Source organism: Paraburkholderia sp. MM5384-R2 (assembly GCF_014201025.1).
GTDB lineage: Bacteria > Pseudomonadota > Gammaproteobacteria > Burkholderiales > Burkholderiaceae > Paraburkholderia > Paraburkholderia tuberum.
In genome coordinates this window covers 98,274-112,872 of record NZ_JACHDI010000011.1, presented here as the reverse complement: position 1 = coordinate 112,872, position 14,599 = coordinate 98,274, and the positions used below count along the sequence as shown (strand labels likewise).

At 62.7% G+C, this 14,599-nt stretch carries 15 protein-coding genes; 5 read left to right on the top strand and 10 right to left on the bottom strand.

Going from position 1 to position 14,599, the window contains the following annotated elements; genetic code table 11:
• Nucleotides 1–15 precede the first annotated feature (15 nt).
• Nucleotides 16–1,212: an acetyl-CoA C-acetyltransferase gene (locus HDG37_RS19025; RefSeq protein ID WP_184050289.1), complete on the top strand. Its 1,197-nt coding sequence runs from the start codon at nt 16–18 to the stop codon at nt 1,210–1,212.
• 47 nt (nt 1,213–1,259) lie between these two features.
• On the opposite strand, the gene HDG37_RS19020 is transcribed toward HDG37_RS19025, so the two are convergent.
• Both HDG37_RS19020 and HDG37_RS19015 read right to left on the bottom strand, forming a co-directional pair.
• A complete protein-coding gene (locus HDG37_RS19020; RefSeq protein WP_090808851.1) occupies nt 1,260–1,430 on the bottom strand; it encodes a rubredoxin in 171 nt (56 codons plus the stop codon).
• Between the two features lie 33 nt (nt 1,431–1,463).
• A complete protein-coding gene (locus tag HDG37_RS19015; protein WP_184050287.1) occupies nt 1,464–2,666 on the bottom strand; it encodes a cytochrome P450 in 1,203 nt (400 codons plus the stop codon).
• 152 nt (nt 2,667–2,818) lie between these two features.
• Between HDG37_RS19015 and HDG37_RS19010 the strand changes: the two genes are divergently transcribed.
• Nucleotides 2,819–3,724 carry an SDR family NAD(P)-dependent oxidoreductase gene (locus HDG37_RS19010; RefSeq protein WP_184050285.1) on the top strand — a complete coding sequence of 302 codons (906 nt, stop codon included), beginning with the start codon at nt 2,819–2,821 and terminating at the stop codon, nt 3,722–3,724.
• A gap of 74 nt (nt 3,725–3,798) precedes the next feature.
• Here the strand turns inward: HDG37_RS19010 and HDG37_RS19005 are convergent, their stop codons facing one another.
• The 6 genes from HDG37_RS19005 to HDG37_RS18980 all read right to left on the bottom strand — a co-directional run bounded on the left by HDG37_RS19005 (nt 3,799) and on the right by HDG37_RS18980 (nt 10,438).
• Complete coding sequence (locus tag HDG37_RS19005; RefSeq protein WP_184050493.1) at nt 3,799–4,620, bottom strand: CoA ester lyase; 822 nt, start codon at nt 4,618–4,620, stop codon at nt 3,799–3,801.
• 62 nt (nt 4,621–4,682) lie between these two features.
• Nucleotides 4,683–5,540 carry a MaoC family dehydratase N-terminal domain-containing protein gene (locus HDG37_RS19000; RefSeq protein WP_184050491.1) on the bottom strand — a complete coding sequence of 286 codons (858 nt, stop codon included), beginning with the start codon at nt 5,538–5,540 and terminating at the stop codon, nt 4,683–4,685.
• A gap of 8 nt (nt 5,541–5,548) precedes the next feature.
• On the bottom strand, nt 5,549–6,715 hold the full coding sequence (locus tag HDG37_RS18995; RefSeq protein WP_184050283.1) for a serine hydrolase: 1,167 nt from the start codon (nt 6,713–6,715) through the stop codon (nt 5,549–5,551).
• A gap of 37 nt (nt 6,716–6,752) precedes the next feature.
• Nucleotides 6,753–7,523, bottom strand: coding sequence for an enoyl-CoA hydratase/isomerase family protein (locus tag HDG37_RS18990; protein ID WP_184050281.1), 771 nt, complete (start codon nt 7,521–7,523; stop codon nt 6,753–6,755).
• A complete protein-coding gene (locus tag HDG37_RS18985) occupies nt 7,520–9,121 on the bottom strand; it encodes a GMC family oxidoreductase (protein ID WP_184050279.1) in 1,602 nt (533 codons plus the stop codon). The genes HDG37_RS18990 and HDG37_RS18985 overlap by 4 nt, the downstream gene beginning before the upstream one ends.
• A 72-nt stretch (nt 9,122–9,193) precedes the next feature.
• Nucleotides 9,194–10,438, bottom strand: a complete 1,245-nt coding sequence (locus tag HDG37_RS18980; RefSeq protein WP_184050489.1) for a cytochrome P450 — start codon at nt 10,436–10,438, stop codon at nt 9,194–9,196.
• Nucleotides 10,439–10,508: 70 nt separating this feature from the next.
• Between HDG37_RS18980 and HDG37_RS18975 the strand changes: the two genes are divergently transcribed.
• The 3 genes from HDG37_RS18975 (at nt 10,509) to HDG37_RS18965 (ending at nt 13,039) form a co-directional block, all read left to right on the top strand.
• On the top strand, nt 10,509–11,333 hold the full coding sequence (locus tag HDG37_RS18975; protein ID WP_260334926.1) for a TetR/AcrR family transcriptional regulator: 825 nt from the start codon (nt 10,509–10,511) through the stop codon (nt 11,331–11,333).
• Between the two features lie 100 nt (nt 11,334–11,433).
• Nucleotides 11,434–12,687 carry an NAD(P)/FAD-dependent oxidoreductase gene (locus HDG37_RS18970; RefSeq protein WP_184050277.1) on the top strand — a complete coding sequence of 418 codons (1,254 nt, stop codon included), beginning with the start codon at nt 11,434–11,436 and terminating at the stop codon, nt 12,685–12,687.
• A 31-nt stretch (nt 12,688–12,718) separates the two neighbouring features.
• Nucleotides 12,719–13,039: a 2Fe-2S iron-sulfur cluster-binding protein gene (locus tag HDG37_RS18965; protein WP_184050275.1), complete on the top strand. Its 321-nt coding sequence runs from the start codon at nt 12,719–12,721 to the stop codon at nt 13,037–13,039.
• Between the two features lie 137 nt (nt 13,040–13,176).
• On the opposite strand, the gene HDG37_RS18960 is transcribed toward HDG37_RS18965, so the two are convergent.
• The gene (locus HDG37_RS18960; protein WP_184050273.1) at nt 13,177–13,755 is read right to left on the bottom strand and encodes a nuclear transport factor 2 family protein; all 579 of its coding nucleotides are present in this window, start codon (nt 13,753–13,755) and stop codon (nt 13,177–13,179) included.
• Entirely contained in the window at nt 13,752–14,585 is an 834-nt protein-coding gene (locus HDG37_RS18955; protein ID WP_184050271.1) for an SDR family oxidoreductase, read from the bottom strand. Before HDG37_RS18955 ends, HDG37_RS18960 begins: the two co-directional genes overlap by 4 nt.
• Nucleotides 14,586–14,599 lie beyond the last annotated feature (14 nt).

Here is a 14,599-nt window from a genome sequence, read left to right as displayed (position 1 = left end):
GCAAGGAAACGTCCGATGAAACGCGCGGCAATTGTCTCCCCTGTACGAACGCCCGTCGGCACCTTTGGCGGTAGCCTGCGCGGCGTTTGCGTCGAAGATCTCGGCGCGCTCGTTGCGAATGAAACGATCCGGCGCGCAGGACTCGATCCCGCTCGCATCGACGACGTCGTCTTCGCGCAAGCGTACGCAAACAGCGAAACACCTTGCGTGGGCCGCTGGATTGCGCTGCAGGCGGGCCTGCCCGTGGAGGTGCCGGGCATGCAGCTTGACCGACGTTGCGGCGGCGGCCTGCAGGCGCTCGTCACCGCCGCGATGATGGTGCAGACCGGCGCCGCCGACGTGGTGTTGGCCGGCGGCGTGGAAAGCATGAGCAATATCGAGTACTACAGCACGGACATGCGCTGGGGCGCACGGTCGGGCTCCGTCCAGTTTCACGACCGGCTCGCGCGGGGCCGCGAGCGCTCACAGCCGGAATCGCGCTTCGGCTTTATCTCCGGCATGATCGAGACCGCGGAAAATCTGGCCACCGACTATGGCATCAGCCGCGAGGCCGCCGACGAGTTCGCGCTGCGCAGCCATCAGCGCGCGGCCGCCGCATGGGAGTCCGGCCATATGGCCGAAGAGGTCGTGGCGGTCAGCGTTCCTCAGAAAAAAGGCCAGCCGCTTCTGTTTTCCAAAGATGAAGGATTCCGCGCCGACGCCAGCATGGAAAGCCTCGGCAAGCTTCGCGCGTTGATGCCGGGCGGCACAGTCACCGCAGGCAACTCCAGCCAGCAAAACGATGCCGCTGCCGCTTGCCTCGTCGTCGCGGAAGACCGCCTCGAAGCGCTCGGACTCGAACCCATGGCCTGGCTGACCGGCTGGGCCGCAGCCGGATGCGAGCCATCACGCATGGGCATTGGGCCCGTGCCCGCAGTGCAGAAGCTGATGACGCGCATCGGGCTTACGCTCGAGCAGATGGATCTTGTCGAAGTAAACGAAGCATTCGCGTGTCAGGTGCTGGCAGTCCTCAAAGGCTGGAATTGGCACGATACCGACCGGCTCAACGTGAACGGCGCTGGCATATCGCTGGGCCACCCGATTGGCGCAACGGGCGTGCGCATCATGACAACGCTGTTGCACGAGTTGACGCGCCGGAAAGGACGTTATGCACTCGAGACCATGTGCATCGGCGGTGGCCAGGGTATTGCCGCCGTGTTCGAGCGCGCCTGATCCTGAGCGATGAAGCGCACCGCCTTGCGCCGTGCGCGCGCCCGCGCTCAGGCCTCCACTTCGAACATCACGAAGTCGGCCTTGGTCGCACCGCACTCGGGGCATGCCCAGTCATCCGGGATGTCTTCCCAGCGAGTGCCAGGCGCGATGCCCTCCGCGGGAAGTCCCGCTGCTTCGTCGTAGTAAAAACCGCAAAAAATGCATTGCCACTTTTTCATGATCGTCGATGAGTCGTTGAGGGTGGGGATACTTCAGGGCGCTACGTCCCAGACGAGCGGCAGATAGAGCATGCCGTTGACGGAGCCCGAGCCGCATCGGGGCTTGTCGCCCTCGCGAATGCGAAAATCGGGAATGCGTTTGAGCCACTCCTGGAGGAAAACCTTGATCTCCGTACGCGCAAGGAACGACCCCGGGCAGCGATGCGGGCCGTTGCCGAACGCGGCGTGCAGCACTGGCTTGCGCGTCAGATCGACAGCGAGCGGATCGCCGAACTTGCGCTCGTCGAGGCCAAACAGGGAGTTTGGCAATTGAATCTGGTCACCCTTTTTGAACTGGATGCCATTGTATTCCATGTCCTGCGTGATGAGCCGCGCGGTGTTCGCCACGCCAAAGCGACGAATCATCTCATCGACCGACGACACCATCAGATCGGGATTCTCGATCAGTTGCCTCCGGTGCGCCGGATTCTCCGCCAGAAAGCGCGCGATGAAACCCATCATCGACGCGACGGTATCGAGGCCGCCAAACAGCACGACGATAAACATCCCGAACATCCGCTCGGGGCTGATCGGCTTGCCGTCGATCTGCGCGTTGGCGATGAGGCTGACGAGATCGCCGCCCGCCTCTGCCTTGCGCTTCTCCACCCAGGTGGAGATATAGCCAATCAGCCGGTGCTGGGATTCGTTGCGCTGCTCGACGTTGCCGCGCACGGCCCATTCCGCCCATTCGAGCAATTGTCCTCGATCGCTCAACGGAAGATCGGCAAGACGCAGGAAAATCACGATCGGCAGGATCTTCGCGAACTCCGAGACGAACTCGCATTCGCCGCGTGGAGCGATTTCTTCCATCAGCTCGATTGCGAGGCTGCGCACGTCGCTTTCCAGCGAGGCGATAGCTTGCGGCAGGAAAGCGGGCGTAATCAGGTTGCGGTACGCGGTATGTTCGGGCGGGTCAAGCTCGAGCGGCACGAGCTGCGTCTCGTTGAGCGGCGGGATGTTGACACTGCGATGCGAAAAATGGGTGTGGTCCTTCTGCATCGCCTCGATGTCTTCGCCGCGCGTGGCGATCCAGTGGCCGCCATGGTACGGGGACCAGACGATATCGGGCCCGGTGTGCAGCGTCTTCCACGCCATATGAACATCGTCTTGCACGCCTGGCGGATTCATATAGTCGAAATCGACCACGAGTTCTCGCGGAACATGGTCCGGCACGGTCCAGTCTTTCGTAGGGTTCATCTCGCGTCTCCTATCATTTGGTCGTCTTCGAATGGATGAGTCGTCACACTTTGCATCAACGTGCCAGCGTTCATATTATGCAACGCCGTTCAGTTTTGATATTATACCGAAGCGAGCTTTTTTACATCAACGCCTATCGAACGGAGACAAGAGTGAGCGATTTCGTCAAGGACAAGGTGGTAGTGGTAACGGGTGCGGGTGCCGGCATCGGGCGCGATTTTGCGTTGCAATTCGCGGCGAACGGCGCAAAGGTCATCGTCAACGACCTGGGTCGCAACGCCGAATCCGGCCAGTTCGCCGCAGAGCGCGTCGTCGAAGAAATCAAGGAGGCCGGCGGGCAAGCGCTTGCCTCGACGGATAGCGTCGCCGAATGGGATTCCGCGCAGAAGATCGTGCAGGCCGCGCTGGACACGTTCGGCCGCGTCGACTGTGTGGTCAACAACGCCGGCATCGTGCGTGACCGCATGTTCTTCAACATGAGCCTCGACGAGTGGAAGGCCGTAGTCGACGTGCATCTGAACGGGTCGTTTTTCGTGGCACGCGCGGCGGCTCCGCATTTCAAGGCACAAAACGGCGGCAGCTTCGTTCACATGACCTCCACCTCGGGTCTGATCGGCAACATCGGACAGGCCAACTACTCCGCCGCCAAAATGGGGGTCGTCGGTCTGTCGAAGTCGATTGCCCTCGACATGGCGAAATTCAACGTGCGCTCGAACTGCATCGCACCATGGGCATGGACCGCGATGACGGCCTCGATCCCCTCGGAGACGCCTGAGCAAAAAGCACGCGTCGAAATTCTCAAGCGCATGGAATCGCGCAAGATCGCGCCGCTCGCGGTCTACCTTGCGTCCGACCAGGCCGCAAAGGTTTCGGGTCAGATCTTCGGCGTGCGCGCCAACGAGATCTACTTCTTCAACCAGATCCGCATGATCCGCTCGCTGCATCGCGACGGCGGCTGGACGCCTGAAGCGATTGCCGAGCAGGTCATGCCGGCGTTCGAATCGAGCTTCTTCCCGAACGTGCCGTCCATGGCGCTCACGCCCTGGGATCCGGTGTAAGCGATACCGTGTCACGCCCGTGCCACATGATGCGGTGGTGGCGCGGGCGGTGCGGCGCTCACCCGTCACACCACTCACCCTTCCTCTGAACCTCGCACGCTTTCCGACAAGCCAACGATGCGTCTTGCCTTGAGCAATACCGGCAAGTCCACCATCCGTCCATCTACTGACACCGCCCCGCCTTCTGCCCGCTCATACGCGTCGACGATTCGCCGCGCCTTGGCAATTTCATTCGCGCTCGGGCTGAACGCCGCATTGAGCGCTGCAACCTGGCGCGGATGAATACATAGCTTCCCGCCAAAGCCCAGCGATCGCGCCTTCGACGAGTCGTGCGCGAGTTGTCGTTCGTCATCGATTGCCACGCTAACGCCATCCACGGGAGACTGAATGCCCGCTACGCGGGAGGCCAGCACAATACGCGAACGCGCGAGCAGCAGCGCGTCCCATGAACCGTCACAATCCACATCGAGCTCGAAGTCAACCGAGCCGAATATGAGTCGCTCGACGCCGGGCATGCGCGCCACGTCCAGTGCGTTCCAGACGCCCTCGGCAGATTCGATGATCGGCAATATGGGTTTTGCCGTTGCCGCCGCGACAGCGGTCAGAGCAGCCGGATTCTCCGCCTTGGGCAACACCACGCCATCGATACCATCGAACGCTGCGAGCGAGAGGTCCCGCTGGAACCACTGCGTCCCCGCGCCATTGATGCGCAAAAGTACCCGAACCGTCGATGCCAGAAATGTACGTACCGCGTCGGCAACATATGCACGCGCCGACGCTTTGTCCGCATCTGCAACAGCGTCCTCGAGGTCCACGATCACCGCATCGGCGCCTGCCGCGAGCGCCTTGGCGAATCGTTCGGGCTTGCTGCCCGGCACAAAAAGAAACGAACGCATAAAGTCTCCCATTCAGCGTCCGGTCCGGCTATGGCGACCCCGCCAGCGGACCGGCTCGACGATCAGACCAGAATAGCCGTGGCTTCCATGCGCAACGATCCGTCGCTGCCGGCGATCCACAAGCTCACCTTGCTTTGGTCCGATTCGTGTTGCTTTCCGCAAACATAGAAAGGCGAAGTGTCTACCACCGGTTTGATCGCGCGGAACGAAAACGCTCCGACGCGCGCGCCCGGCAACTCCGATCCGAGCGAGTCCATCAGTAGCGTAGCGAGCAGCGGGCCATGCACGACGAGTCCCTCGTATCCCTCTGCGCCGATCGCGTAAGGCCGATCGTAGTGAATGCGATGTCCATTCAACGTAAGCGCCGAGTAGCGAAACAGCAGCACAGGATCGGGATTGATCTCGCGTGCCCATTGAGCGCCGATGGGCGCGGCCTGTAATGCTGCAGGCTTTTCGCTGGCAGCCGGATGATCGCGATACACGATATCCTGGCGCTCGACGATCGCAAGGCCAGCAGCGTCGCTGACCTCGTGCTTGACCTTCACGAACACGAGATCGCCGGTACGTCCATGCTTGTGCGAAACGCTCTCGATGCATGAAAGACGCGTGATCGCGCTACCCGCTTTCAGCGGCCGTAGAAACTCGAGTTGACTGCCCGCCCACATGCGGCGAGGCAAATCGACCGGCGGCAGAAAGCCGCCGCGTTTCGGATGACCGTCCGCCCCCACCATCGACTGGCGATGAACCGGCAGAAAATAAAGCCAGTGCCACAACGGCGGCAAGTCATCGCCACGTGCTGAAAGCGCGTCATCGTGGTCAAGCATGGCGCTGAGAGCCGCCATCGGCGTGGAGGTGACCTGGTCCCGCACTTCCTCAGTGCGCCCAGTCCATTGTTGCAAATACTCGATATCCATGCGCATCGTGCCAATCACTTCAGATCCAGTGCGTCGCGAATCGCCGCAGCGATCGGAAGCAGCGGATCTTCTTCCGGCGTGGCCGGGTTGAAGAGCTTGTTATGGCAGATCGCGACGGCGAGCCCGGTATCCGGGTCCGCCCAGCCGATCGAATTGCCCTGCCCCGGATGGCACAAAGCGCGCGGTGAACGTGCCGCCGTCACCGGCGGATGGTTGCCGCCGAACCAGAAGCCTCCGATCGTGATTGGAATCGGAAAGCCGAACATTACCGGGTCGGGCTCCTCGCTATTGGCGCGTGGCGTGTTCAGCGTGGCGACGAGCTCCTTCGAGAGGATCCTCACGCCGTCCAACTCGCCGCCGCATGCCAGCATTGCCCAGAAGCGCGCCTCGCTGCGCGCGTTGAAGATCCCGCCAACGCCCGCCACTTCCGCGCGCCGCACGTCCGGACGCTCGAACACTTGCGGCGCCAATGCGACCTGTTGCGGCATCGAGCGCAGGAACAGCGGCGGCAGGTATTCCGCGGGAACCGGCACCATCGCATCGGTGAGACGTGCGATGCGCGGTTCGACTTCGTCGGGAATGCCGATCCATAGATCGTCGATGCCGAGTGGCATCGCAATCTCCTCCCGGACAAAACGGCCCAGCGAGCGCTTCTTCGGATCGGCGCGCCGCACCAGTTCGCCAACGATCCAGCCGAACGTCATCGAGAGGTACAGCGTCTTCGTCCCCGGCTCCGCAAGCGGCTCAAGGTTGGCGATGGCGCTGGTCATCCACTGCCAGTCACACATCAGCTCCGGTGTGACGCCTTCGGGCATTTGCGGCACACACGCGCGATGAGTCAGCACATCGCGCACCGTCGTTTTCTGCTTGCCGTGGGCACCGTACTCCGGCCAGTAGCGCGTCACCGGCGCGTCGTATTCGATGAGCCCGCGGTCGGCCAGGATATGCAACGCAGTTGCTGCAACCACCTTCGTCACCGAATACACATTGAACAGCGTTTCGCCGTCGACCAGACGGCCGGTGGACGGATCGGCCACGCCGCTCCATGCGTCGATCATGAGCTTGCCGTTCAGATAGGCCGCCACCTGCACGCCGACCTCACCGCCTTCCCGCGTGGCGCGGTTGAGCGCCTGCTGAACGATCGCGTTGCGCTCCGTTGATGCTTGCACTACCAAGGTCATATCGTGTCTCCCATTCGTGAACATTCGCGTTGACGGGCTACCTCTTGCCGGACTGCGCGGCAATACCGGCGAGCCCTTCGAGCGCGAGCCCGTAGCCCAGTTCGTCAACCATGCGGCGCTTGAACGGCTGCGTGAAGACCGCGCGCGTGTATCGCAGCGTTTCGATCGGCTTCGCCGCGAGTTCGTGCGCCATTTGCCACGCACGTTCGCGCAAGGTGTCGTGTGCGACGACTTCGCCGACGACGCCAAGCTCCCACGCGCGCTGCGCCGTGATGCGCTCGCCGCTGAGAAGAAAGTAGCGGGCGCGGTTGTGGCCAATCAGCATCGGCCAGACGATCTGCACGCCGTCCGCCGGCACGACGCCGTGAACGAAGTGCGCCTGGTCCGAGATTTGGGCGCGACTGGAGGCCAGCACGATATCCGACAGCACGAGCAACTCGGCATGAATGAGTGCCGGCCCGTTGATCGCGCCGATCACCGGAACCGGAATGTCCAGCAGTTGCATCAGCAGGTCCTGCCCTTCGCGCTGCAGGCGCGGCCAGCCTTGCGCAAGCGGCTCCGTCGGCAACTCGGCGTCATTCATCGCGTCGCAGAACGAATCGCCGGTGCCGGTCAGGATGACTACGCGATTATCGAGGTCGCGTGCGATCTGGTAGAACGCCTCGCCTAGCTGGCTGTGAATGCTGCGATCGAGCGCGCCCCACTTGAGCGGGCCGCCATCGGTATGCAGGCGCACTTGCAAAACACCGTCGCGTCGCTCGAAGTCGATGTTCGTAAAGCGCCCGCTGTAGTCTTCAAGGCGGCTCATCGCGCGTCCTCCAGGATCAGGCCGGCGGCGCGCCATGCCATCGCCATCATGGGGCCATTCGTGTTGCCGGAGATCATCGTGGGTGTTATGGAGAGATCCATCACGCGCAGGCGTTCGACACCGCGCACGCGCAGTCGCGAATCGAGCACGGCAAGCGTGTCCGATCCCATCTTGCAGGTGCCGCAAGCGTGATAGCCGGATTGGCCTTCACGCCGGTAGAGGTCGAGAATCTCGTCATCGGTCTGGACGGCGGGACCTGGGCGTGTCTCTCCTGCCAGCAGGCTGGCAAGCGGCTCGGCGGCCAGCACGCTGCGCATGAACCGGAATGCGTTGACAGCCATCTGCCGGTCGTACGGATCGGCAAGGTAGTTCGCGACGACTTCGGGCGGCACGTGGGGGTCCGCGGACTGGATCCTGACGTGCCCTTCGCTGCGCGGGCGCAGCGGGTAGCTGAAGAGCTGCATGCCTGGGAACGACTCGAACGCGTAACCGGCCGCGCCGAAATCCATCGAGTACGGCGCCATCATCAGTTGAACGTCGGGACGCATCGCATCAGCCGCGGTCTTGACGAAGCCGCCCACCTGGTACGAGCCGAGCGACATCACGCCACGGCGGAACAGCAGATACTGCATCGCGTTGCGCCATAAGCGCATGCCGCTGAACTGCCGGTTCTGCGAATCACGCCAGTGCCGCAAACGGGCCTGCAGCATATATAGATAGTGCTCGCGCAGGTTCCGTCCGACCCCCGGACTCGCCGCCACGACAGGAATGCCAAGCGACTGCAGATGGCCGGGATCGCCCACGCCCGACAACTGCAAAAGCCGCGGCGACTCGATCGCGCCCGCCGAGAGCACCACCTCGCGACGCGCACGGTAAGCGATCTGCTGCCCCGCGCTTTCGCACTGCACGCCGACGGCGCGCGTGCCGTCAAACACGATTCGCGCGGCTTGCGTGCCGGTAGCGACTGTGAGGTTCTTGCGCGCCCTCGCAGGCTTCAGAAAGGCTTCGGCCGAGCTTTGCCGACGACCGTTGCGTATCGTATAGATCAGATAGGCCACCCCCTCATGATCGAGCCTGTTGATATCTTCCACGCGCCGCACGCCGAGCGACCGGCACGCTTCGAGTACGGCCTCGCCAATTCGATTGCGCTGCGCGTACGGTGACAGTTTCAGCGGGCCGCCCTCTCCACGCAGCTCGTCGGCGCCGAGCGCGTGATCTTCGATGCGCCGGAAGCAAGGCGCCAGGTTCTGCCAGCTCCAGCCCTCGACACCCAGTTCGGCCCATCCGTCGTAGTCCTCGGGATGACCTCGCATATACACCATGCCGTTGATGCTGCTGGAACCGCCGAGCATCTTGCCGCGAAGCCAGATTTCGTTGCGATGCCCGTTGCCGTGATCGGGCTGCACCGGAATGAACCAGGCATGAGCTGGGTCGCCCAGCAGCTTGCCAAAGCCCTTTGGCATCCGGATCAACGGATTGCGATCTTCCGGACCTGCCTCGATGAGTAGCACGGTATGGTGCCCGCTCTCCGAAAGACGATTGGCTAGCACGCAACCCGCCGCACCCGCGCCAATCACGATAAAGTCAAACTCGGTCATCTATGCGTTCTCCACCGTCCGTGCCTTGTCGGCCAGCCCCATCCATAGCACGCGAGGCCGGCGTTGTTCCTGTTAGCCAAAGATGACGGGAATCGAATGCGGAACCCGCATCATGATCCCGTTGATCGGTGGAGCTGGCGCGGCCGGATCGAGCCGAAGATTGGGCAGGCGATCGAGAATCGCGTTGAGCGCGCGCGTCATTTCCACGCGCGCCAGGTGCTGGCCGATGCACACGTGCGGGCCATAGGCGAATGCAAAGTGCCGGTGAGCCGCCTTGCGATAGATGTCGAACCTGTCCGGATCGGCGAAACGGCTGGGGTCGCGATTGGCGCTGCCCGCCACCACGTCGAGAAATGCGCCGGCAGGAATCTCGACACCGCCGAGCGTGACATCACGCGTCGCCATACGCGACTGCATCAGCACGGGGCCGTCCCAGCGCAGAGCCTCTTCGATCGCCGCCGCGACCAGCGTGCGATCCTGGCGCACCGCTTCGAGCTGTACCGGATCGCGCAGCAACGCAAGCAACAGTACGCTGGTCGCGCGATAGGTCGTGTCGCCGCCCGCATTCACCAGCTGGCGAAGAAACGAAATGACGACCTCGTCCGGTAGCCGCTCGCCGTCCACCTCCGCGGTGGCCAGCGAGCTCACCAGATCGTCGCCGGGATGACTGCGGCGCTCGTCGACGAGCCGCGCGAAATAGGTGCCCAGCTTCGTCGATGCCTCCACGCCATGCTCGACATCGATCGAAACCAGCGTCTGTGCGATGGCGAGCTTGTGAAAGATCTTTACGTCTTCCGGCGGCAATGCCAGTTGCCGATAGATGATGTTGAACGGGTAGTGAAGCGTGAACTCGTTGACGAGATCCGCCTGTCCGCGATCCATGAACTTCGACATCAGCTCGCTCACCACTGGGTCGACCAGCGTATCGCCCCATGCCGCGACGGTGTGCGGCAAAAAGGCCTTCTGGAAGATGCGGCGGTAGCGCGAGTGCTCGGGCGCATCCATCGTCGAGATACTGCGCCCGAAGCTGATGCCGAGATTGCGCTCGTAAGACTTGTTTGAAAACGTTGCCGGGTCGCCAAGCACCTTCGAGACTTCGTCGTATCCGAATACGGAATAGTGCGCGACATCGGACATGGTCAGGTCCGCCGCGCCGCCCATCAGCACACGGTAGTCGCCTTCCTGAACCGCAGCCTTTTCCCGCAGTTCCGCAATGCGTGGATAAGGGTCCGCATCGGCACCGTAAGCGAGTGAATCCTCGAAAAAGGGGTTGAACTTAGGATCGTCGAAGTCCTCAAGTCGCAGCGCGCCGGCCATGGTTCCTGTCTCCATCAATCGTTTGTTTGCAGGCACCTCTGCTTTTGCGCGAGGTACCAATAGTTGAACTATGTTCTATTTTGCACAAGTGTGCAAGATCGATTTATCATTCACGGAAGGGGATGTTGCGCGCTTTCTGGCTCGCGCCCGCCATCAAAGGGAAACCATGCCGTCCAGCACCACGCACGCCGCCAGCAGACGGGCAACTGCCGACAATGAGCCGCGTGCCACGGCGCGCAGCACGACGCCAGAGCGCATTCTCGATACGGCCGAGCGGCTGTTCGCGATGCACGGCTACTTCGGCACGTCGATTCGCGACATCATGCAGAGCTGTGGCATGGAGCTGAGCCTCGCGCGGTACCACTTCGGCAGCAAAGACGCGCTGTTTCAGCAAGCGATCGGCCGTCGCGCCGCGGTGATCAGCCGGCAGGTCATCGAATCGCTCGAGGCCGAACTGGCACCCCTGCAAGACAAGCGCCCCGGCGTCGAAGCAATCGTGACCGCACTTTCCGCACCGGCCTTCGCGCATCTGAAGAGCGGCGATCCGGGGTGGCGAAATTACTTGCGCCTGCTAACCCAGATTGGCTGTCTTCTGGAGCGCCCCGATCTCACGGCGCCGTTTTATGACCAATACGCGCCTGCGGCCGCGCGCTACCGTGACGCCTTCGCCAAGGCACTTCCCCGCGTCACGCGGGAGACCGTCGAACTGGTGCAGCATTTCGTCGAGTCCGTGTTTCATCTCGTGCTCAACGAGCTTTACGCGCAGGAAGCGCGCTCCGGAGCCAAGGCACTCACGACAGCACATATCGAGCGCATGCGCACCTATTTGATTCGTTTCGCGGTTGGCGGCATCGAGGCGATGGTCAGCTCCGCCTCGGCCCAACGGGGTTCATGAGCATTGACAGTCGCAGCGACCGTCGTTCACAATTTAGAACATTATTCAGACTTACTGTGGCCGCAGCGAGCCTGCGGCCGTGCGAGATGGAGTTAGCCTCATGACAGCTGGAGACGCAGAGAACATCGCGCTGATCGTCGGGGCGGGTCACGCAGCAGGAGAATGCGCGACCGCGATCCGCGAACAGGGATGGACGGGACGCATCGTGATGGTAGGAGAAGAACCGCATTTGCCCTACCAACGGCCGCCGCTCTCCAAGGCATTCCTGTCGGGCGAATCGACCGCCGAGCAGCTGTACCTGAAACCGCTGTCGACGTACGACAAAGCGCGTGTCGAGTTCATCCCGAACACGCGCGCGCAGCGCATCGACCGTGACGCGAAACGGGTCACGCTGTCCAACGGCAGCGAAATCAGCTATACGAAACTGGTTCTGGCCACCGGCGGCCGCGCGCGGCGCCTCGCGTTGCCGGGTATCGAAGCGACCGAGAAGCTGCAGAATTTTCACTACCTTCGCACGCTCGATCACGTCGCGCGCATTCGAAACCAGTTTCATGCCGGCTCGCGCCTCGTGATCATCGGCGGTGGATATATCGGGCTGGAAGTGGCCGCCGTAGCCGTGAAGCGCGGCTTGCGCGTCACCGTGCTCGAGGCGTTGCCGCGCGTCCTCGCGCGCGTCACGGCTCCCGAGCTTTCCAGGTTCTACGAGGAAGTTCACCGCGAAGCCGGAGTCGACATCCGTACCAACGCGATCGTGAGTGGGTTCGAACTCGACGCATCCGGCGACGCCGTCGCCGCCGTGTGCTGCGCGGACGGCACGCGCGTCGCCGCGGATCTCGTCATCGTCGGCGTGGGACTGGAGCCCGCCACCGAACTCGCGCAAGCGGCCGGCCTTGCTGTCGACAACGGCATCATGGTCGACGAACACACGCGCACGTCCGACCCGGACATTTTTGCGGTTGGGGATTGCACCAACCACCCCAACCCTTCCCTTGGGCGCCGCCTGCGTCTCGAGTCCGTCCCTAACGCGCTGGAGCAGGCCCGCACCGCCGCTGCGTCGTTGTGCGGCAAGGAGCGTGTCTACAACAGCGTGCCGTGGTTCTGGTCCGACCAATATGATCTGAAGCTCAAGATGGTCGGCTTGTCCTTCGGCTACGACGAGTTCGTCCTGCGCGGCGATCCCAAAGCCCGCTCTTTCTCGGCGTTTTATCTCAAGGACGGCGTCATGCTCGCAGCCGATACGGTCAGTCGTGTACCCGAATTCGTGCTGGCCAAGCGTTTCGTTGCCGAGAAAATTCCGGTCCGCGCCGCCGATCTCGCCAACGAATCGATCCCGTTGAAAAGCCTGCTTCCCTAGTCCAATTCATTTTTCATGAGGTTCACAAGCCATGCCGCTCATTCGATTCATCCAGCCGGACGGCAGCGAGGCCGCCGTAAGCGCCAACGTTGGCGACTCAGTCATGCAAACAGCGGTGAACAATCAGATCCCAGGCATTCTCGGCGATTGCGGCGGCAGCTGCAGCTGCGCAACCTGTCACGCGTATGTCGACGACGCCTGGAGCAGCCATATGCCAGCGGCGGAATCCTATGAAGTCGACATGCTCACCTGCGCGATGGACGTGCGCGAAAACAGCCGTCTGACATGCCAGATCTTCATGACGCCGGAACTGGACGGCCTGGTGGTGCGTCTGCCCGATCTGACGGCGTAAGCGCGAGGAGCACGAAGGCCTGTCGCACGACGCCGATCTCCACGATGCGGAAGTTTGCGCGGACCTCACTCCTTGCATTCCTCGCCAGTCCCACGAATGGCTACGTGGCGGGCCAGGAGCCGAAGACGAGACCGCGCTTACGGCGCTTTCGTCAACGCGTCGATCGCGGGCTGTTCGCTGTTGCTCCAGAACGCCGCCCACGTCGGAAATCCTTGCGGAAGACGCGGCTGATACCGATCGCCTTCATACTTGCCGGGCCAGTTCTGCAAGCGCGGCGCACCGGGGCGAGCGAGCCAGTCCGTCGAATACCAATGCTGTTCGTCGCGACGCTCGAAGCACCATTGCCCGTCGCGCCGCACATAGTGATCGAAGTAGCAGATCGCCATCACCACCCACGCTCCGTTGTCCTCGTGCTCCGCGCGACAATAGACGCTTCCCGTCGCATGGTCGGCATCGATGAAATCGACGACGTGGCCGCAGATCTGGTGAATGCTGCGATAAAAGCCACGCAGAATATGCTCGGACCCGTAGAACGTCTTCAATGCCGCGCGCCCGACGCCCCATCGGCCGCAATCGACGTCTTCGGCGAACAGTTGCACCAGGCTGTCCAGATCGCGCGAATCGACCCCGAGCGCGTATCGGACGGGCAACTGCTGGATGGCGAGCTGCGCCTCGATGCGCTCGATACGCGCGAGCAGCGCTGAATCCGTCGTCATGCCTTCCCCTTCGTAGCGTTGGCCATCGCGGCCGGGCGCGCGCGGATTTCGTCGGCATAGTAAGGCTGGTGTGAAAGAAGTCCGCCATCGACGTTGAACACCTGGCCCGTGACGAACGCCGCCTCATCCGAAGCGAGATACACCACCGCGTGTGCAATGTCTTCGGGCTGCCCGAGGCGAGGCGTGAGATGGTGGCTCAGCATCATCTCTCCGGTGACCCCCGCGTAGTACGCCTGGGTCACCGGCGTGACGATCAGGCCCGGAGCGATCGCGTTGCAGCGTATCCCCTCCTTGCCGTGCTGCGCGGCGACGTAGCGCGTCAGCGCCTCGATACCGGCCTTGCAGACACCGTACGCGCTGTACCCCAGCGCGCCCGCCTGAGCGGCACCGGAAGAGGTATTGATAATCGAACCGCCGCCTCGTGCGCGCATCAGCGGCAGCGCGCACCGCGAGGCCAGCATGGTGCCGCGAAGATTGATGCGCATCGTGTCGTCCCAGACTCCGACGTCGAGTGCCTCGACTGCCGCATCGACCGTACTGGAAAGCGATGTGGCCGCGGCGTTGTTATGCAGGATATCGAGCCCGCCCCAAGTCTTGAGCGTCAGATCGAACAATGCATCGATCGAACTTTCGTCGCCGATATCGACCTGCGCCGGGACCGCGTGGCCCCCCGCTTCGTTAATACGACGAACCTGTTCCTGCGCGCCTTCGAGATTCAGGTCCGCCACGACGAGCAAGGCGCCCTCCTGCGCGAGCATGGCGGCACAGGCAGCGCCGATACCGGATGCGGCCCCGGTCACGATGGCAATCTTTTGCTTCACGCGTTGCATGATCTGCTCCCTGT